This is a genomic window from Frankia sp. Hr75.2 (genome assembly GCF_949319125.1).
In the GTDB taxonomy this organism is placed as follows: Bacteria; Actinomycetota; Actinomycetes; order Frankiales; family Frankiaceae; genus Parafrankia; species Parafrankia soli.
Genome location: NZ_CASGGV010000088.1, coordinates 93,675 through 112,158 on the forward strand (window position 1 = coordinate 93,675; position 18,484 = coordinate 112,158).

Genomic DNA, 18,484 nt, shown 5'->3' on the forward strand with positions numbered 1-18,484 from the left:
AGTTCACCTGGGGGTGCCGCAACCGAGAGACCGGTTCGTCGAGGGCCACGTCCCCGTGGCGGGCAACGGTCCCGACACCGACTCCTGGAGCCACATCGAGAAGCACGGCAGCCAGGGCGGCATCATCCTCACCCATCCCGAGTCCGGGCTGCTACAAGGCGCCGAGGGCTAACTACGACGCATAGCCTGCCGCCGAGGCCTCGACGCGGACTTCACGCAACGACTCCAGGCAGCTCTCGACGCATGGGACGCCTACTCCCCTGCCTGACCCGGTAGAGGCGTGACCTTGTAGCTCGTCGCGGTCACGTACTCGTCCGCCGGCGTCGCAGAACCGGACCGCTTCACTGGCCCGGCCGGAGTGGTGCCGCGGCTGCCGTCTGCGGGCCGGTGTGCGGCACCAGCCAACGTGGGTCGACCTGTGCCCGTCCGGGCTCGGGCATCATGTCCGCGGCCCTGCTCGCGATGGCCTCGACCAGCCGGATCGCCTGAAGGACAGACAGATTCAGAACGATCTCGGCGCCGGCGTCCGCCTGCAACCGCACCGATACGTCCGCCATCGTCACATGCCCTTCGTCGCGAATCTGATCGCCCCCTGTACCGAGGGGGTCATGCTGACGCTACGTGGGAAGCCCCCGATGACGTCGGGAAAGGTGGCCAGCGGCACTACCGCGGTCGTGGGACAGGCCGGCACGACGAGCCCACTGACACCGGCAGCAGTATGCCTCTCACGCGCCGAAGTCACCGCCACAGGACTGGGCCTCAACCATCCGTCGTCGGTCACCGCCAGCCGGCCGGTGCTCGCCGTCGAGCACCTGGACCACGGAGCGTCCGGGCGGCTGCCGAACTGCGCTCGCTGGCGATATAGCGGGTAGTGGCACCGGGGCAGGGAGGTAGCGGCCGCTACCCCTGTCCGCTACCCACCGTGGGCGGTCCATGCCGGGTGGAGGCGTCGGGGTAGCAGGAACGGCACTGGCGGCTATGCCGGTCGATCCGGGCCCAGTGCGGGCCGGGCTGGGGCGAGCGTCCAAATCGCGACGTCCCACCCCAGGAACTGTCGGCCCCATGTGCGACGCTGAGTTCGTGGTCGTCGTTTTCGAGGGTGAGCTGTGGATTTGGGAGACCCGGCGCGCTGACAGCTGGACGTTCGTCAGCTTGCCCGCCGAGGCATCCGAAGAGATTCGCGACCGGACTGGCGGACAGCGCCGTGGCTTCGGGTCGCTGCGGGTGCGGGTCACGGTCGGCGGCAGCACGTGGACGACCTCGATCTTTCCCGACAGCGGGCGTGGCAGCTATGCGTTGCCCATCAAGCGCGCTGTTCGCGAGGCTGAGGCCCTGGACGCGGGTGGCATCGCGGCCGTGACCGTTGAACTCATCGATCTTTGATCGTCCCCGGCAGGGGCCGCACCTTGGACGGATCATGAATGCGGGTATGCGCCACGCGCCCCCGGATTCATGATCCAGTGGATGCACCCGCGCGTCGCGGAACCCCTGGACGAGCTTGTCGGCCCGGAACCGGGCGAGCACCGCCGGGTCCCAGCCGTTGACCCGCACCAGGATGTCGCCGGAGCCGAGCAGGTAGGTGGCCAGCCGGCCCACGGCCCGGCGCTCCGGTGTTCCGGCGCGATGTGGTCGCCGACGGTGGCGAGGACCGACCAGATCCGGATGCCGCCGGGTCCCGGACGGCTGTCCCGCAGCGGCCCGGCCATGTCCTTGAGCTGGGCGCCGGTGACCGGGCTGAGCCCGACCCAGGTCCAGAACTGGTCGAAGCCGAACTCGGTGAGCTGGTCGGTCGTCATGGGGATGGTCTCCCTACCGGCCCGGCTTGCGCTCCGCGAAGAAGAAGGACTGGGCGTTGTCGTGGAGCCAGGCCTGGCGGACCTCGTCGGTCAGGTCGAGGTTGGCGACCTCTCCGGTGCACCGGGACATGGACAGGACCGGGTGGTCCGAGGCGAAGATGATCCGGTCGCGGCCCCGGGTCGACAGGTAGTGCAGCAGCGACGCCGGCAGCCGCCTGGGAGACCACGCCGACGTCATCAGCCGCAGATTGCGATATTTGATCATCATTCGGATCGCGGTGTCCCACCACGGATCAGCCCCGTGGATCATGCACAGCCGCAGCTCCGGGAACCGGATACAGACCCGGTCGAGATGTATCGGGTTCTGCGGCTCCGCGGGGATCGGCGGCCCCGGGATACCCGTGTTGACGCACAACGGCAGGTCGAGCTCGCAGCACTTGGTGTAGAGCGGGTAGTAGACCGCGTCGCTGGGCGGGTACATCCCGTCCCCCCAGAAGCTCGGCCCGACCGTGGCGTACACGACCGGGTAGTCCCGGACGAACGACTCCAGCGCGCGCAGCGCGCTCATCGGACGCAGCAGGTTGAAACCGCCGATCCCGAGCGCGAAACGGTCCGGACGCTCCTCGGCGTAGCGCCGCGCCCGGTCGTCCTTCCGCCCCGCCTTGGAGATCAGGATCGCCCGCTCGACACCGGCCGCGTCCATCGCGTCGACCAGCTCGGGAAGCTCCGGGCTGCGCAGGAAGTCCGCCCCGCCCTTGAAGTAGTCCTCCTTCACCCGGATCATCCAGTCGGGCGGCGCGCTGTCCCCCATGTCCACGTTGACCAGGCAGTCGATGGCCTTCACCTTGACCTCGCCTTCAGGGAACCCGCGGTGCCCTCCTCGACGAGGAGGCGGCGGAGCGCGTCGATGTCGACCTTTCCGCTGGCCAGCCGCGGCACCCGGTGGGGGTCGCGGACGATCAGCCAGCGGGTCGGGATCTTGAAGCTGCTCAGGTTGGCCCGGGCCTGCTCGGCCAGCTCGTCCGGGTCGTCGAGTGAGCTGGCGACGACCACCGCCGCGACCTCCCGCGCCCCCACGGCGCCGGCGGCGCCCGCGGCTCCCGGTCCGGTGGAGACGTCCGTGACTTGGGCGGCAGTGACGTCGGTGACGTAGGCGTCGGTGACGCCGGGCAGCGCACGCAGCGCCGCCTCGACCTCCATCGGGTAGACCGTGGCGCCCCGGACCTTGAACATGTCGTCGAGGCGGCCTCGATACCAGAGGTAGCCGTCGGCGTCGAGCAGGCCGCGGTCCGCGGTGGGGTAGAACCCGTCGGCGTCGAAGAGGTCCGCGCGGTGCCGGCCGGCGATGCCGCGCATGACGTTCGGCCCACGCAGCAGGATCTCGCCCTCGGTACCGGGCGGGAGGACGGTTCCGGTCTCCGGGTCGGCGATCCGCACCTCGACACCGGTGAACGGCCGGCCACAGCTGCCGTGCTTGCCGGCGGGCAGGTCGGTGTCGAGCCGGGAACCGCAGTACGGCCCGAAGGTCTCGGTCATCCCGAACAGGTTCGCCCGGGCGCCCGGCCCCGGCCGCGCCGCCGGCGGCAGCACCGCGCCGAGGCTCGCGGGCCGCAGCGTCGACAGGTCGGTGGTGGCGAACGCCGGATGCGCGGCGAGCCGTGCTGCCTGGTCGGGCCAGCCGCGGAACAGCGTCACCCGTTCGCGCTCCAGGAACCGCAGCGTGCGGGCCGGTTCCGGCACGGCCTCGGTGAGCAGGGTGGCGCCTGCGACGAGCGCCGAGAGCAGTCCGCCGCCGAACCCACCGGTCCAGAAGAACGGCATCGGGATGTAGAGCCGTTCGCCCCGCCCGATGCGGCGGCTGTCCAGGCTGGACGCGACGGCCCGCAGCCCGTTGCCATGGGTGTGGAGCACCCCCTTCGGGGTGTCGCGGCTGCCCGAGGTGAACAGCACGGCCAGGTCGTCGGCCGGGCGGACGGCCCGGCCGAGCGCCTCGACGAGCGCCTCGACGAGCGGCGCCGGTGCGGCGCCGGCGGGCAGCTCGTCCGAGGTCCACTCGTCCGAGGTCCAGATCCAGCGCAGTGACGGGAGATCCGGGTGCGGGCGGCCGCGCCGGGCATGCTCGGTCAGCCCGGGCGCCGCCGACGCCAGTTCGTCGAGGTGGTCGCGGCCGCGCAGCCGCGGCACCACGACCAGCTGGGTGACGGCGGCGGCGCGAAGCTGGGCGAGCAGCTCCGGCGGCCGCAGCAGGGTGCTCAGCGGGACGAGCACGGCACCGACGCGCATCACCGCCAGCGCGGCGGTCGCCCACCCGATGCCGTTCGGCATCACCAGCCCGACCCTGCTGCCTTTGGTGACGCCGGCGCCGACCAGCCGCCCGGCCAGGGTCCGGCTCGCGTCGTCGAGCTCGGCGAAGGTGATCTCCTCGTCGTCGCTGACGAACGCCTGGACCGCGCCGTCGAGGCGCCGCCGGGTCGCGAGCAGCGCCGGGATGGTCAGCTGGCCCGGCAGCACCGGCGCATGGGGCAGCACCGCCTCCTCAGGCGTCGCTTCGGGCAGCACCGCCTCTTCAGACAGCGCGGGGTCGGGCAGGGAGTCATCCGGCGGCACGGAGCAGCTCCTTGAGCGCGGTCATGTCGATCTTGCCGCTGGACATCGTCGGCACCTCGTCGTCGGCGATCGGCACGATGCGCCGGGGGACCTTGTACGCGGAGAGGCGTTCGGTCAGCCGGCGGCGCAGCCCGTCGGGGTCGACGGTCCGCCCGGGGGGCACCCGGACCGCCGCGGCGACGATCTCGCCGCGGGCCGCGTCCGGCAGGCCGACGACGTGCGCGGTCAGCGCGGCGACGTCCCGGATGGCGGCCTCGACCTCGAGCGGCGAGACGTTGACGCCGGCCGTCTTGATGACGTCGCCACCCCGGCCCTTGAAGTAGAAGAACCCCTCGTCGTCGACGACGAACAGGTCACCGGAGTGGTACCAGCCGTCGGCGTCGAACGCCTCGTGGCGTTCCCGCCCGTAGTAGCCCTCCATCAGGAACGGGCCCCGCAGCCACAGCTCCCCCACCTCGCCCGCGCCGAGCACCCGCCCGTCCTCGGGATCGACGATCCGGGCCTCGAAACCCGGCGCCGGACGTCCGAACGAGCCGCGCCGGTGTTCGGGCTGGTCGCCCTCGTCCTCGCTGACCAGGCACACACTGCCGGTCTCGGTCATGCCGAGCATCTGGTGGCGCAGCTGCGGGTCGGCCGGCCGGACGTCGCTCGGCATGAGCGCGTACAGGTTCCCGCGCCGGATCGAGGAGAGGTCACGGCGGGCGAACGTCGGGTCGGCGGGCAGGCGCGCCACCGACTGCGCGTAGCCGTTGACCATCGTCGGGCGCTCGCGCTCGAGCACGTCGAGCACACCGGCGGCGCTCGGCGCGTTGGAGCACACCAGCCGGCCGCCGGCGAGCAGCGTGCCGAGCAGCGCGTAGGCGAACCCCCCGATCCAGAAGAACGGCGAGTTCGAGAACAGCACGTCGTCGGCGGTGTAGCGGCGGATCTCGTTCAGGTTCGCGAGGTGGCGGATCAGCGCGCCATGGGTGTGGATCACACCCTTCGGCACACTCGTCGACCCCGACGTATGCACGATCACGAGCCGGTCACTCGCGTGCACCGCGTCCTCGGCCGCGCGGGCGACGTCCTCGCCCACCTCGGTGCCCCGGGTCAGCAGGGCGTGCACCTCCCAGGCGGGACCGGCACCGCCCCCGCCGTCGGTTGCCATCCCGGGCTCGGCATCCGCCGTCGAGCCGACGAAGACGTGCCGAAGCACCGGCATGGACGGGGCGAGCAGGGGTGGTGCCGCGGCCTCACCGAACTCGGGGACGGCGTCCCGCAGCGCCGCGACGTAGTCGTGGGAGCGGTGGGAACGCGCGCTCAGCAGCACCCCGACGTCGGCGTTGCGCAGCAGGGTCCGCAGCTCGGCGCCGGTGGAGAAGGTGCTCAGCGGCACGCTCACCGCGCCGATCCGCGCGACGGCGAGCCAGCCGACGACGAACTCGCTCCCGTTCGGGTGCAGGAGCCCGATGTGCGTGCCGGGGCCGGCACCCACCGCCAGCAGGCCGCGGGCGAGCGCCCTTGACCGCCGGTCGGCGTCGGCGTAGGTGAGCACGTCCTCGTCGCAGGCGAGCAGGACCCGCGGGCCGTACCGGTCGGCCTGCCGGCGCAGCAGTGCCGGGACGGTCAGCGGCGTCCCGTCCCCGGCGTCGACGGTCGTGGCGATCATGACTGCGCCCTCCGCGGTGAGACGTCCGGCTGCCGGGCCCGGTCGCCCTTGACCGCGTCCAGCTCCGCCTCGCACAGCACGACGTCACCGGCGGGGTCACCGGCCAGCAGCCGGCCGGTGGTCCTGATCCGCGGCCCGTCGGCCGACCGGGCCAGCACGAAGCGCAGATCGGTGCGCAGCGGGACGGGCCGCCGGTAGCGCAGCGCGAGCCCCGCCGTCTTCCCGGCCAGGCCGAGGTCGCAGTTGTGGTGCTGGATCACCGCGTCGAAGAACAGCGCGAGGAAACCGCCGTGGACCAGGCCCGGCGGGCCCTCGTAGGCGATCGGGAAGTTGACCGTGCCCTCGGCACGGTCGCCGTCGACGGCGATCCCGTAACCGGGGAAGCAGGGATTGAACGCGCCGATGTGGCGGGAGTGGTCCAGGTAGACGCGGCCGTCGCCGTCCGCCGCCGGGCCGACGCGGGGCGCCGGGTCGGCCGGGACGCGCCGGCCCAGCAGCCGCTGCGCCACGTCGAGGGCGGCGAGCAGGGCGTCCACCGCCGGGTCGGGATACTCGAGCGCGAGCAGTAGACCGATGACCTGCCGTAACCGCTCCGCCGCCTCGACGGTCTCCGGGAGCGGCTCAACGCCGAACGTCCAGGGCGAGGGCGGGGCCGGGGCCGGGGTCAGGTCGGTCACCGCAACCTCCACGGCCGCCCGGCCGTCGGGTTCCCGTCCGGCGTCCCGCCCGTCCCGCCCGTGCCACCCGCGGGCGACTCCTTGGCATCCGCCTCCGCCTCGGCCATCCCGATCGGGTTGCCGAGCCGGGTGTAGATCAGCGACTGCTCCATCGCCGCGCGGTACGGCCGGTCCAGCGACTCCCAGATGGCGCGCACGGTTCCCTGCGTGGCGGCCGACGGCTTGCGCGCGATCCCCGCCGCGATCTCGTGGGCACGCTCCCAGAGCCGCGCGCGGTCCACGACCTCGGTCACCAGGCCGATGCGCAGCGCGGTCTGGGCCGAGACCCGCTCGTCGTTGCCCGACAACGCGATCCGCAGCGTCTCCCCCAGCCCGATCTTCCGCATCAGCCCGATCGGTTCCACCGCGCACACCCGACCGTAGGTGACATGCGAGTCGAAGAACGTGGCGTCCGACGAGCAGATCACCACATCGGCCTCGTTCAGGAAGTAGAACGCACCAGCGGTGCAGATGCCCTGAACCGCGCACACCACGGGCTTCCAGCACTTCTGCCACTTCGGGCTGAGCAGCTCGCCCGGGTCCTCGTGGTTCCACACGTCCTCGGGCTGGCCGAACGGCTTCTTCACGTCCAGCCCGGCGCAGAACGCCCGGTCCCCGGCCGCCCGCAGCACCACCGCATGCACCTCCGGGTTCAGTTTCACCCGTTGCCAGACGTCGCGGATCTCCCCGCACATCCGCCGGTCGAAGGCGTTCAGCGCCTCGGGCCGGTCCAGGGTGATCGTCGCGACCCGGTCGGGCCCCGTCTCGTACCGGATGGTCGAGTAGGTCGACGTCATGTGTCCCGCCACTCCGCCTTGTCGGTGTATCGCGGCGATGGTAGCTCGCAATCCTCAAAATATATAGAGATATAGCATAACCTCGCGCGTCCGATCAACGAGAGGGTGTGCCGGTGGGCGAGGACCTCGGGCGTGTGACTGCGTCGGCAACCCGTGGCATATATATAGAGATTTAGGTTAGGCTGCGGTCGGATCATTCCCGACGCGCAGGAGAGGGACAGCGTGGAACTGAAGGGGTTGCGGGCGGTCGTCGTGGGCGGCGCGTCCGGGATGGCCAGGGCGACGGCCGAGCTGATCGCGACTCGCGGTGGGCGGGTGGCGATCCTGGACCGGGACAGCAGCGACGGCGCGGCGGTGGCCGAAGGTCTCAAGGGCAGTTTCCACGCCTGTGACGTCACCGACTTCGCGGGGATGGAAGGCGTCATCGAGACCGCGGTGGCCGCGCTGGAGGGGATCGACGTCGTCGTGAACACCGCCGGCGGGGCGACTCCCGGGCGCACGCTGAGCAAGGACGGCCCGCTGTCGATAGAGACGTTCCAGGGCATCATCGATCTCAACCTGACGGGCACGTTCAACGTGGCCCGCCTCGCCGCGTGGCACATGAGCCGCAACGCGCCGAACGCCGACGGCGAACGAGGCGTGATCATCAACACCGCGTCGATCGCCGCGTTCGAGGGGCAGATCGGACAGATCGCCTACACCGCGGCGAAGGGCGGGGTGGCCGCGATGAGCCTGACGATGGCCCGTGAGCTCGGTTCTCTCGGGATCCGGGTGAACGCCATCGCACCGAGTCTGTTCCAGACCGGCCTGACCCGGGGCATCCCGGAGGAGTACGAGAAGGTCCTCACCAAGGACGCCGCGTTCCCCAAGCGGATGGGGCGGCCCGAGGAGTACGCGCGCCTCGCCCTGGGCATCATCGAGAATCCCATGCTCAACGGCTCCACCATCCGCCTCGACGGCGGCCAGCGCTTCGCCCCGAAGTAGGTCAGGGCATGGTCCGCTACGTACTCTTAGGCGATCGACGCGAGCCAGTCGGCGACAAGCGTGTTGAACTCGGCCGGGCGTTCCTGGTGCAGCCAGTGGCCGGCACCCTCCCAGGTCACCACGCGTGATCGGGGGTCGGTGAAGACGGCCCGCTCGACCGCGGCCCGCGCCGGGTCGGCGTAGAAGGTCAGCACCGGGCAGCGCCGCCGGCGCAGATACGGCTCGCTGCGCGAGTGCAGGGCCATCCCGGTCGCCTGCGCCTCCAGCGACTGCCGCAGCACGTGGCCGGCCATCCCGGCGATCCGGCGCACCTGCCAGGTCCGCAGGGCCGGCAGCCGCGCCGGCGAGTCCATGCCGCCCACCAGCTGCTGGACGAACGGCACCGGGTCGGTGTCGACGAGCAGGTCGAGCATCGGCCCGATCGCGCCGGCCGTCTCGTCCGGGAGCAGGTAGGCGGGATCGACGGCGACGACGGCGGCGACCCGGTCCGGGTACTCGACGGCCAGGGCGCTGACCACGTTGCCTCCCATCGAGTGCCCGACCCCGACGACCCGTTCGATCTCCAGGTGGTCGAGCAGCCCGGCCAGGTCGGCGGCGAACTGCGCCGTCGTGTAGCCGTGGACGAGCAGCAGCGGTCGGTCGCCGCTCCCCTCGTCGGTGTAGAACAGCCGGACGTCGCCGAGCTCGACGAAGGGCACCGGATCCCCCTAGGAGAGCTTGAAGCCGGTGTACCTGACGCCGGTGCCGCCGCCGGCCGCGATCTCGTCACAGCGCCGCCGGTACTCGGAAGACCGCCCACGTACGTGGTGTACATGCGCTTCTTGCCAGGCACGTTGGCGCCGTTCCACCAGGAGTTGCAGTCCGGGTGGACCAGCACGCTGCCGGTGACGAACGAGAGGACCTCGTCGATCCACTCGGCCTGCGCCGAGGGCAGCGCCTCGATCGTGCGGCCGCCGCCGTCACGCAGGTGCGCGACGCAGTCGGCGATCCATTCGGCATGGTGTTCCATGGCTGCGAGGAAGTTCGAGGCGGCCGACGGGCTGCCCGGCCCCTGGATCATGAACAGGTTCGGGAACCCGGCCACCTGCAGGCCGAGGTAGGAGACGGGGCCCTCGTCCCTCCAGAGCTCGCGCAGCAGCGCACCGCCCCGGCCGCGGACGTCGATACGCGACAGCGCGCCGGTGAGCGCGTCGAAACCGGTCGCGAACAGGATGACGTCGACGTCGTAGGAGCCCTGCCCGGTGCGGATGCCGGAGGAGGTGATCTCCTGGACCGGGCCGGCGCGGAGGTCGACCAGCGTGACGTTGTCGCGGTTGAACGTCTCGTAGTAGCCCACGTCGATGATCGGCGCTTGCAGCCGAACGGGTACGTCGGCACCAGCGACGCCGCGGTCCGCGGGTCCCGCACGATGCGCGCGACCGCCTCGCCGTACAGCGCCGTCGCCAGCCGGCCGGCCTCGGAGTCCACGAGGACGTCGCTCCGGTAGAGCGCGCCGAGGACGCCGCGTTCCTCGACGGCGCGCGGCTGCTCCTCGCGCGACGCCGTCCGCAGGGCCGGGAAGCCCGCCATGTCGACCAGCACCGAGAACGCGCTGGTCCGGGCGGCCCCCACGTGCGCCGCCCGCTGCGCCGCCCGGATCTCGTCGTACCGGGCCCTGAGGCCCTCGAACTCACCCGGCTCGTAGGCGCGCGCGGGCGAGGGCAGCGTGTAGGCGGCCGACCGCTGGAACACGTACAGGTGGGCGGCCTGCTCGGCGACCACCGGGATGGCCTGCACACCGGTCGAGCCGGTGCCGACGACGGCCACCCGCTTCCCGGTGAAGTCGAAGCCCTCCCGCGGGTACCGGTGCTGAACAGCACGGTGCCGCCGAAGGTGTCGAGCCCCGGGATACCGGGGTCGAGCGGCGCCGAGAGGATGCCGGTGGCGGCGACGACGAAGGGGGCGACGAACAGCTCGCCGTCCGCCCGTCTCCACCAGCCACGACGCTTCGTCCTCGTTCAAGAAATGTTCCAGGACCGCGGACGATGATCGACTATTTGCCGATCCGGGCCTTCATACCGTCCAGGAGCAGGAGAAACGGCAGCCCGGACGCGCTGAGCGCATGGCCGTGACCGGTCTGGTGGATGTCGAACACGGACTGGACGGCCGCGTAGAAGCCCTGCACGTCGAGGGTCTGGTTGACCGCCCGCTTCGCCTGTCGCAGCGCGAACGGGTGCATCTGGGCGATCTGCTCGGCCAGCTCCCGGGTTGCCGGGCGCAGCTCGTCGAGCGGCACCACCCGGTTGACCATCCCGACCCGCTCGGCCTCGTAGGCGTCCATCTTCCGGCCGGTGAACAGCAGTTGCTTGGCCTTGCGGGCACCCAACTCCCAGGTGTGGCCGTGGTACTCCACCCCGCCGATACCCATGTTGACCACCGGGTCCGAGAAGGTCGCGTTGTCCGCCGCGAGGATCAGATCGCACGGCCAGCACAGCAGCAGGCCACCCGAGATGCACACGCCCTGCACCGCGGCGATCGACGGCTTCGGCACGTTGCGCCAGCGCAGTGAGTACTCGAGGAACCGTTTCGCCTCGATCTCGTAGATCCCGGCAAGTGTCCAGCTCGGCTGCTGGCCGTTCTCATTCCCGTCCCCGGTCCCGCCGACGTCGCCGCTGGCACCGACGCCCTTGATGTCGTGCCCGGCGGAGAAGTGCCTGCCGTTGGCCTGCAAGATGATCGCTCGGACGTCCGGGTCCGCGGCCGCCCGCCGCCAGGCCTCGTCGAGTTCGTCGAGCAGCTCGAGCGTCTGCGCGTTCGCCGCCTGCGGCCGGTTGAGCGTGATCGTCGCGATCCGCTCGGCCGCCTCGTACTCGATGAAGCTCTCGCTCACGATCGCTCTCCTCGCACAGTTCCGGGCCGGACCGGTGGCCCTGGCCGTCCCAGGTCCGCACCCGCCCGGACCCAAGATATATAGATGTTAAGCGGGCAGTCGCGGCGAAGCCAGCGGCGCTGCCGCTTCGCGCGGAGCCGCCAGCACTCCGCGCGGAGTCGCCAGACGACCGGCGAAGTTCCCTGGCGCGAGGCGTCCGGGGTTGCGTCGCCCGACTACCCGCCCTTACTTTCAACATCTAGATATTTTGCCCAGCACATGCTGCCATCGGCCCCCCACAGAGAGTGACCGACTGAGATCATGGCCACGACCCTCGACTTCCCGGTGTTCGACGCCGATCACCACCTCTACGAGACGGAGGACGCGTTCACCCGGCACCTGCCGGCGCGGCACAGAGACCTGTTCCGCTTCGTCGAGCTGAACGGCCGGAAGAAGATGGCCTTCTACTCAGGCGACAACCCGGAGGGGAAGTCGCTGCGGGAGCTCACCGGGACGCCGATGCGCAGCATCCCCGCCTTCCGGGAGCCGAAGGCCCGCCTGGAGGTGCTCGACGAACAGGGCGTGCACGCCTGCCTGCTGTTCCCGACCCTCGCCAGCCTCGTCGAGGAACGCCTGCGCGACGACCCGACGCTGACTCAGGTCGCCATCCGCGCCTTCAACGACTGGCTCCACGACGACTGGACCTACAACTACGCCGACCGCATCCTCACCACGCCGATCGTCTCGCCCTGCGACGTCGACGCGGGCATCGCCGAACTCGACCGGGTCCTGCGACGTGGCGCCCGTGCCATCCTCGTGCGCCCAGCCCCCGTAGCCGGCCTACGCGGCCCGTGTTCCCCGTTCCTCCCCGAGTTCGACCCCTTCTGGGCCCGCGTCCAGGAGGCCGGCGTCCTCGTCGCCCTGCACGCCTCCGACAGCGGCTACCAGGAGTACCTCAACACCTGGGAGGGCAGCAGCGGAGAATACGTCGCCTTCCGCCCCAGGACGTTCGCCCACGTCGCCGACGGCGGCCGCACCATCCAGGACACCCTCGCCTCCGCCATCTGCCATCTGCCATCTGCCATCTGCCATCTGCCACGGCATGCTCGACCGCTTCCCCCGCGTACGGCTCATCAGCGTCGAGAACGGCGGCAGCTGGGTCGGCATCCTCGCCCGCAATCTCGAGCTCGCCCGGAAGAAAATGCCCGGGGAGTTCCCCACCCACCCCCTCGAACTCCTGCGCCGCAACATCTGGATCAACCCGTTCTGGGAGGACTCCCTCGAGGGCCTCATCTCCCTCATGGGCTCCGACCGCGTCTGCTTCGGCTCCGACTATCCCCACCCCGAAGGCCTCGCCGAGCCCCTCTCCTTCACCGGACAGCTCACGGGTCTCGCCCCGGCCGACATCGAACGGGTCATGTCGACCAACATGTTCGAGCTCCTCGGCCTCCCCCGGCCGGCCCCCACCGGCGACCCGCTGTAGTACCAGGATGTCTTTCAAGCGACTGACGGTAGGTGATGACGTCCCATGCAGTTCTGCCTCGACGAGGACCAGCTGGCGATGCGCGATGCCGTCCGGGCGTTCTGCGCGGACCGGTTCGGTCTCGCCGACATCACGGCCCGCGACGGCAAGCCCACCGACCCTGGACTGTGGGCGGCTCTCGCCGAGCTCGGTGTGCTGGGCGTCCTCGTCGACGAGGCCGGTTCCGGGATCGGCATCATCGAGGCCGCCATCGCGTTCGAGCAGTTCGGCGAGCATCTCGCCGGCGGGCCGGTGCTGTGGTCGACCCTCGCCGCGCCGTTCGTCCCCGGCGCCGCCGACGGAAGGGTCCGGGTCGCCGGCGTCGAGCTGACCGGCACCGACCTGGCGAACGCCGGGCCGGTGAACGCCGAGCCGGCCGACGGGACGAACGGCTCGCTGGTCGTCGAGCACGCCGACGAGTGCGACGTGCTCCTGTTGCTGCGCGACGACCGGGTGGAGGTGTGCCCGCGCGCCGGCCTGCCACCGCCCGTGGGCGGCACGCCACTCGACCCGCTGACGCCCGTCGCCGTGTTCCCCCACATCCCCGCGGGCCAGGTGGTCGGCACAGCGGCGGACGCGCGGCGCCTGCAGCGGTCGGGAGAGATCCTCAGCGCCGCGCTGCTGGTCGGCGTCGCCCAGGGCGCGCTCGAGACCGCCCGCGGCTACGCGCTCGAGCGGGTGCAGTTCGGAGTTCCCATCGGCTCGTTCCAGGCCGTCAAGCACCTGCTCGCCGACATGTACGTGCGGGTGGAGCTGGCGCGGACGGCGACCTACGCCGCCGCCGCGATCGCGGCCGACCCGCGCGCCGGTGACCCGGACCGCGCCGCGAACACGGCGAAGCTGCTCGCCGGCGAGGCGGGCATCGCCAACGGCCGCGCGGCCGTGCAGGTCCTCGGCGGCATGGGCTTCACCTGGGACATGCTCCCGCACTACTTCCTGAAGCGGGCCTGGGTCCTCGAGAACGGATTCGGCACCGCGTCCTGGCACGCCGCCCGGCTCGGTGCCGCGGTCGGGGACGAAGTCACCGCCCCGTGACCGGGGCGCAGACACCGACCCGGTCCGCCCGCCGGTAGAGCGAAAGGCTGTTCGCATGGGATTCGACACGATCCAGTACCAGGTCGAGGAACGGGTGGCCACGATCACCTTCGACCGGCCCGAGGCGCTCAACGCGCTGAGCCCGGCGATGGTCAAGGAGCTGCGGCAGGCGTACGCCGACGCCGAGGCCGACGACGAGGTCTGGATCCTGCTCGTCACCGGGAACGGCCGGGCGTTCTGCGCCGGCGCCGACGTCACCGAGATCCCCGACGACGGGCGGGTCGTCTACGACGAGCCCTACCTGTCGACGTTCCCGCAGTGGGAGGCGCCCCAGGAGGGCACGCCGCCGTTCCGGACGATGACCAAGCCGATCCTCACCGCCGTGAACGGCCTGTGCTGCGGCGCCGGGCTCGACCTCGTCACCACCGGCGACATCGTCATCGCCTCCGACCGGGCCGAGTTCTTCGACCCCCATGTCAGCATCGGCCTGGTCTCCGGCCGGGAGGTGGTACGGCTGGCCCGCGCCCTGCCGACCAACATCGCCATGCGGATGGCGCTGATGGGCCGGCACGAGCGGATGAGCGCGCAGCGCGCCTACGACCTGGGGCTGGTCTCCGAGGTCGTCGAGCACGACCGGCTGCTCGAGCGGGCCCGGGAGATCGCCCGCACCGTCAACCGCAACGCGCCGCTGGCCGTGCGCGGCACCCGGCTCGCCATCCGCCGGGGCCGCGACCTCCCCCTGTACGAGGCCGAGGTCATGGCCGAGACGTTCCGGGAGCGGGTGGTCCGCACCGAGGACGCCAAGGAGGGCCCCCGCGCCTTCATGGAGAAACGCCAGCCGGATTGGAAGTGCCGGTGACATTCTCTGGAATGGCCGAGCTTCCCGCGCTCAGCGAGCGCATCGGGAGGGTGCTCGCTCTCGACCCGTCGGCGCCCGCCGTCGAGTTCGAGCGCCACTGGCACACCTGGGGCAAGCTGGCCGCGTCGGCCGACGCGGTCGCGCCGCACGTGCGGCCGGGCGAGCGCGTCGCCCTGCTGCTGCGCAACCGGCCACCGCAGCTCGGCCTGCTCCTCGGTCTGCTCCGGGCCGGCGCCTGCGTGGTCGCCGTCAACCCCGGACGAGGAGTAGAGCGGGTCCGGGCCGACCTCGGCTCGCTCACCGTCACGACCGTCGCCGGCGGCCAGGCCGACCTGGCCGACCTGGCCGCCTTCGCGCCGCGGGTGCGCTGGTTCGGCAGCGACGCGCTCGGCTCCGTGGAGGTCACCGGCGACAGGCCGGCGCCGGACGACGGCGAGCTGCGTCCCGAGGTGGCGGTCGAGATGCTGACCAGCGGGACGACCGGCCCGCCCAAGCGGGTTCCGCTGACCTACGAGACCTTCCGGCGGGTGCTCGCCGGGGCCAAGCACTACGAACGCAGTCCCGACGCCGGCCTTCGGCTGCGCCGTGGCGTGGTCGTCGTGAACGCGCCGCTGGTGCACCTGGGCGGGCTGTTCCGGATCCTGCAGTGCGTCAACGACGGCCGCTCCTTCTGCCTGCTCGAACGCTTCCGCGTCGAGGAGTGGGCGGACGCCGTGCGCCGGCATCGACCCTCCACCGTCAGCCTGGTCCCGGCCGCGTTGCGGATGGTCCTCGACGCCGACCTCGATCCCACCGACCTGTCCGGCGTGCGGTCGGTGATCTCTGGTACCGCGCCGCTGTCGCCCGAGGACGCCGACGCCTTCCAGGCGAGGTTCGGGGTGCCGGTGCTGACCTCGTACGCGGCGACCGAGTTCGGCGGCGGCGTCGCCGGCTGGAACCTCGCCGACCACGAGCGGTACTGGGCGGCGAAGCGCGGCAGTGTCGGGCGCGCCCACGCCGGCTGCGCGCTGCGCGTGGTCGACCCGGACACCGGCGCACCCCGCGGACCGGACGAACCGGGGCTGCTGGAGGTCCGGGCGGCGCAGCTCGGTGCCGACAGCGGCTGGACCCGGACCACCGACCTCGCCCGGATCGACGCCGACGGCTTCCTGTGGATCCTCGGCCGCGCCGACCAGGCGATCATCCGCGGGGGGTTCAAGATCCTGCCCGACGAGGTGCGCGTCGCCCTGGAACGCGACCCGCGGGTGCGCGGCGCCGCCGTCGTCGGCCGTCCCGATGCCCGGCTGGGTGCCGTTCCGGTGGCGGCCGTCGAGCCGCGCCCCGGGGTCACGGTGACCGCCGAGGCCCTCCTGGCGGCGGCGGCAGGCGTCCTGGCCCGCTACGAGCTGCCGGCCCAGCTGCGAGTCGTCGAGGCTCTTCCCCGGACGCCCTCGGGCAAGGTCGACCTGGCCGCCGTGCGCGAGCTGTTCACCCAGCAGCCCTGAGCACCCCGCACCCCGCAGCCCTCAGCCCTCAACCGGCCGAGGGGCCGGCGCCCCCGAACAGCCGGAGACGCACGAACAGCCAGCGGCCCACGAACAACCGGAGGAGCGCGGTATGGACCTGACCTACAGCGAGCAGGACGAGGCGTTCCGCGCCGAGCTCCGCGCCTGGCTCCAGGCGGAGGTGCCCGCGCACGGCCCGCCCCCACCCCCCGGGGACTGGCCGGCGCGACGCGCCTACGACACCGCCTGGCAGCGCAGGCTGTACGACGCGGGATACGCCGGCCTGCACTGGCCCAGCCAGTTCGGCGGCCGCGGCCTGCCCGTCACCCAGCAGCTCGTCTACCTGGAGGAATACGCCCGCGCAGGCGCCCCCTACATCAGCGTCAACTTCGTCGGGATGATGCACGCCGGCCCCACGCTGATCGCCGAGGGCACCGACGAGCAGCGGGCCTACCACCTGCCGCGCATCCTGCGCGGCGAACACGTCTGGTGCCAGGGCTTCTCCGAGCCACAGGCCGGCTCCGACCTCGCCTCCCTGCGCACCAGCGCGGTGCGCGAGGGCGACGAGTACATCGTCAACGGCCAGAAGATCTGGAGTACCCGGGCGCACGTCGCCGACTACGGCGAGCTGCTGGTCCGCACCGACCCCGACGCCCGCAAACACCGCGGCATCAGCTGGCTCATCCTCGACATGCACTCCCCCGGCGTCGAGGTCCGCCCGATGCGCACCATCGACGGCGAGAGCCACTTCTGCGAGGTGTTCCTCACCAACGTCCGGGTGCCCGTCGCCAACCTCGTCGGCGCGGAGAACGACGGCTGGCGGGTCACGAACGTGACCCTGCGCTTCGAGCGTGGCACCGCCTTCGCCCAGCACATCATCACCCTGCGCTCCCAGCTCCGGGACCTGGTCAGGGCGGCCCGGCTGGTGCCCGCGCCGGGCGGCGGCACCGCCTGGGACGACCCGGCGCTGCGCGGGCATGTCGGCCGCCTGGATGCACACGTCGACGGGCTGTGGCGGATGACCCAGCGCGACATCACCGAGGCCGAGGCCACCGGACTGCCCGCACCCACCGGCTCCGCCGTCAAGCTGCGGTTCAGCGAGCTCAGCCAGGAGCTGAGCGAGCTCGCGGTGCGCGTTCTCGGCCGCGCGGCGACGGGCGGCGTGCGGGGCCACGGCCTCGACGGCGCCGAGATCGCCCGGGCCTACCTCTGGTCACTGCAGTACACGATCGCGGCCGGCACCTCGCAGATCCAGCGCAACCTCATCGCCGAACGCGTCCTCGGGATGCCCCGCGTGGCCTGACGCCGGGTCCGGGCGCAGAACGGGAAAGCGACCAGTCGTTCCTCCACCGGCGGCGGCCTCGGCCCCCGCCCGCAACGGAGAGGGTTGAGATGGACCTCGGTATACGTGATCGTGGTTTCCTCGTCGTCGGCGGGACGGCGGGCATGGGTCTCGCCGTCGCGCAGGTGCTGGTCGCCGACGGCGCGCGCGTGGCACTCGTGGGGCGGAACCCCGGCCGGGCGCGGGCGGCCGTGGGGCTGCTGGGCCGGCGGAACGCGACGGCGGTCGTCGGCGACGTCAGCCGCCCCGGTGAGGCGGAACGGATCGTGAGCGAGGTGGTCGGGACGCTCGGCGAGCTGGCCGGTGTCGCGGTGACCACCGGCACGTCGACCGCAGCGCACGCCAGCCTCGACGCTGCCTCGGACGCGGTGTGGGCGGACGCCGTCGACGACGTGCTGATGGGGACGGTCCGCACCGTCAGGGCGGCCGTCCCGCACCTGGTCGCCGGCGGCGGGGGCACGGTGGTCACCACGGCGGCGTACGGAATGCGCGCCTATCATCCCGACCGGCTGCCGTACGTCACGCTGAAGAGCGGGGTGGCCGCGTTCACCAAGACCGTCGCCAGGGCGTACGGCGGCTCGGGGGTGCGGGCGAACTGCGTCTGCCCCGGTGCCATCGAGACCGGGTCGCTCGCGGCCCTGCGCGGGGCGCTCGCCCGGGAGCGCGGCGTCCCGCCGGCCGGCCTCCTGGAGCAGGTCATGGTCGACGAGTGGCGCATGGACGTCGCCCTGCGCCGGCCGGGCACGCCGGGTGAGGTCGGCGACCTGTTCGCCTTCCTCCTGTCGCCCCGCGCGGGGTACCTGACCGGCGCGGTCATCAACATCGACGGCGGCACCCAGTTCT

Annotated in this window: 18 protein-coding genes and 1 pseudogene; 9 read left to right on the top strand and 10 right to left on the bottom strand. The window is 72.0% G+C overall.

Annotation, left to right across the window (positions count from 1 at the left end; genetic code table 11):
• Positions 1-13: 13 nt before the first annotated feature.
• Entirely contained in the window at positions 14-172 is a 159-nt protein-coding gene (locus tag AC559T_RS08625; RefSeq protein WP_160144243.1) for a hypothetical protein, read from the top strand.
• 169 nt (positions 173-341) lie between these two features.
• Here the strand turns inward: AC559T_RS08625 and AC559T_RS08630 are convergent, their stop codons facing one another.
• Positions 342-557: a hypothetical protein gene (locus tag AC559T_RS08630; protein WP_112105491.1), complete on the bottom strand. Its 216-nt coding sequence runs from the start codon at positions 555-557 to the stop codon at positions 342-344.
• Between the two features lie 523 nt (positions 558-1,080).
• On the opposite strand from AC559T_RS08630, the gene AC559T_RS08635 reads away from it, so the two are divergent.
• Positions 1,081-1,383 carry a DUF1905 domain-containing protein gene (locus AC559T_RS08635; protein ID WP_071065695.1) on the top strand — a complete coding sequence of 101 codons (303 nt, stop codon included), beginning with the start codon at positions 1,081-1,083 and terminating at the stop codon, positions 1,381-1,383.
• A gap of 32 nt (positions 1,384-1,415) precedes the next feature.
• Here AC559T_RS08635 and AC559T_RS08640 read toward each other — a convergent pair whose 3' ends face one another.
• Genes AC559T_RS08640 through AC559T_RS08665 form a run of 6 tightly spaced genes read right to left on the bottom strand, consistent with a single transcriptional unit; the run spans position 1,416 to position 7,567 of the window.
• Complete coding sequence (locus tag AC559T_RS08640) at positions 1,416-1,796, bottom strand: hypothetical protein (protein ID WP_498868372.1); 381 nt, start codon at positions 1,794-1,796, stop codon at positions 1,416-1,418.
• A gap of 13 nt (positions 1,797-1,809) precedes the next feature.
• Positions 1,810-2,640, bottom strand: a complete 831-nt coding sequence (locus tag AC559T_RS08645; RefSeq protein ID WP_200835214.1) for an amidohydrolase family protein — start codon at positions 2,638-2,640, stop codon at positions 1,810-1,812.
• Positions 2,637-4,403, bottom strand: a complete 1,767-nt coding sequence (locus tag AC559T_RS08650; protein WP_498868373.1) for a class I adenylate-forming enzyme family protein — start codon at positions 4,401-4,403, stop codon at positions 2,637-2,639. The genes AC559T_RS08645 and AC559T_RS08650 overlap by 4 nt, the downstream gene beginning before the upstream one ends.
• Positions 4,390-6,054: a class I adenylate-forming enzyme family protein gene (locus tag AC559T_RS08655; RefSeq protein ID WP_498868374.1), complete on the bottom strand. Its 1,665-nt coding sequence runs from the start codon at positions 6,052-6,054 to the stop codon at positions 4,390-4,392. Before AC559T_RS08655 ends, AC559T_RS08650 begins: the two co-directional genes overlap by 14 nt.
• On the bottom strand, positions 6,051-6,731 hold the full coding sequence (locus AC559T_RS08660; protein ID WP_498868375.1) for a hypothetical protein: 681 nt from the start codon (positions 6,729-6,731) through the stop codon (positions 6,051-6,053). The genes AC559T_RS08655 and AC559T_RS08660 overlap by 4 nt, the downstream gene beginning before the upstream one ends.
• Complete coding sequence (locus AC559T_RS08665; RefSeq protein WP_071065687.1) at positions 6,728-7,567, bottom strand: enoyl-CoA hydratase/isomerase family protein; 840 nt, start codon at positions 7,565-7,567, stop codon at positions 6,728-6,730. Before AC559T_RS08665 ends, AC559T_RS08660 begins: the two co-directional genes overlap by 4 nt.
• A gap of 222 nt (positions 7,568-7,789) precedes the next feature.
• On the opposite strand from AC559T_RS08665, the gene AC559T_RS08670 reads away from it, so the two are divergent.
• Positions 7,790-8,551, top strand: coding sequence for an SDR family NAD(P)-dependent oxidoreductase (locus tag AC559T_RS08670; RefSeq protein ID WP_112105475.1), 762 nt, complete (start codon positions 7,790-7,792; stop codon positions 8,549-8,551).
• A gap of 26 nt (positions 8,552-8,577) precedes the next feature.
• On the opposite strand, the gene AC559T_RS08675 is transcribed toward AC559T_RS08670, so the two are convergent.
• The 3 genes from AC559T_RS08675 to AC559T_RS08685 form a co-directional block, all read right to left on the bottom strand.
• On the bottom strand, positions 8,578-9,249 hold the full coding sequence (locus AC559T_RS08675) for an alpha/beta fold hydrolase (RefSeq protein WP_498868376.1): 672 nt from the start codon (positions 9,247-9,249) through the stop codon (positions 8,578-8,580).
• A 358-nt stretch (positions 9,250-9,607) separates the two neighbouring features.
• Positions 9,608-10,357: a hypothetical protein gene (locus AC559T_RS08680; RefSeq protein WP_498868377.1), complete on the bottom strand. Its 750-nt coding sequence runs from the start codon at positions 10,355-10,357 to the stop codon at positions 9,608-9,610.
• A gap of 226 nt (positions 10,358-10,583) precedes the next feature.
• Positions 10,584-11,420: an enoyl-CoA hydratase gene (locus AC559T_RS08685; RefSeq protein ID WP_498868378.1), complete on the bottom strand. Its 837-nt coding sequence runs from the start codon at positions 11,418-11,420 to the stop codon at positions 10,584-10,586.
• 300 nt (positions 11,421-11,720) lie between these two features.
• Here AC559T_RS08685 and AC559T_RS08690 point away from each other — a divergent pair.
• The 6 genes and pseudogenes from AC559T_RS08690 to AC559T_RS08715 form a co-directional block, all read left to right on the top strand.
• Positions 11,721-12,882: pseudogene (locus AC559T_RS08690) on the top strand (amidohydrolase family protein).
• A 45-nt stretch (positions 12,883-12,927) separates the two neighbouring features.
• On the top strand, positions 12,928-13,956 hold the full coding sequence (locus tag AC559T_RS08695; protein ID WP_498868379.1) for an acyl-CoA dehydrogenase family protein: 1,029 nt from the start codon (positions 12,928-12,930) through the stop codon (positions 13,954-13,956).
• A 55-nt stretch (positions 13,957-14,011) separates the two neighbouring features.
• Positions 14,012-14,815 carry an enoyl-CoA hydratase/isomerase family protein gene (locus AC559T_RS08700; protein WP_112107692.1) on the top strand — a complete coding sequence of 268 codons (804 nt, stop codon included), beginning with the start codon at positions 14,012-14,014 and terminating at the stop codon, positions 14,813-14,815.
• A gap of 11 nt (positions 14,816-14,826) precedes the next feature.
• On the top strand, positions 14,827-16,299 hold the full coding sequence (locus tag AC559T_RS08705; protein ID WP_498868380.1) for a class I adenylate-forming enzyme family protein: 1,473 nt from the start codon (positions 14,827-14,829) through the stop codon (positions 16,297-16,299).
• Between the two features lie 112 nt (positions 16,300-16,411).
• Positions 16,412-17,602 (top strand): acyl-CoA dehydrogenase family protein, encoded by a 1,191-nt coding sequence (locus AC559T_RS08710; RefSeq protein WP_498868381.1) that lies wholly within the window; start codon positions 16,412-16,414, stop codon positions 17,600-17,602.
• A gap of 89 nt (positions 17,603-17,691) precedes the next feature.
• Positions 17,692-18,484 (top strand): SDR family NAD(P)-dependent oxidoreductase (locus tag AC559T_RS08715; protein ID WP_498868382.1); only part of this gene is annotated, 793 nt, incomplete at its 3' end.

Coding starts and splice junctions, on each gene's coding strand:
- AC559T_RS08695 (WP_498868379.1), top strand. CDS start 12,928: ATGCAGTTCTGCCTCGACGAGGACCAGCTGGCGATGCGCGATGCCGTC.
- AC559T_RS08655 (WP_498868374.1), bottom strand. CDS start 6,054: ATGATCGCCACGACCGTCGACGCCGGGGACGGGACGCCGCTGACCGTC.
- AC559T_RS08705 (WP_498868380.1), top strand. CDS start 14,827: ATGGCCGAGCTTCCCGCGCTCAGCGAGCGCATCGGGAGGGTGCTCGCT.
- AC559T_RS08700 (WP_112107692.1), top strand. CDS start 14,012: ATGGGATTCGACACGATCCAGTACCAGGTCGAGGAACGGGTGGCCACG.
- AC559T_RS08710 (WP_498868381.1), top strand. CDS start 16,412: ATGGACCTGACCTACAGCGAGCAGGACGAGGCGTTCCGCGCCGAGCTC.
- AC559T_RS08640 (WP_498868372.1), bottom strand. CDS start 1,796: ATGACGACCGACCAGCTCACCGAGTTCGGCTTCGACCAGTTCTGGACC.
- AC559T_RS08665 (WP_071065687.1), bottom strand. CDS start 7,567: ATGACGTCGACCTACTCGACCATCCGGTACGAGACGGGGCCCGACCGG.
- AC559T_RS08630 (WP_112105491.1), bottom strand. CDS start 557: ATGGCGGACGTATCGGTGCGGTTGCAGGCGGACGCCGGCGCCGAGATC.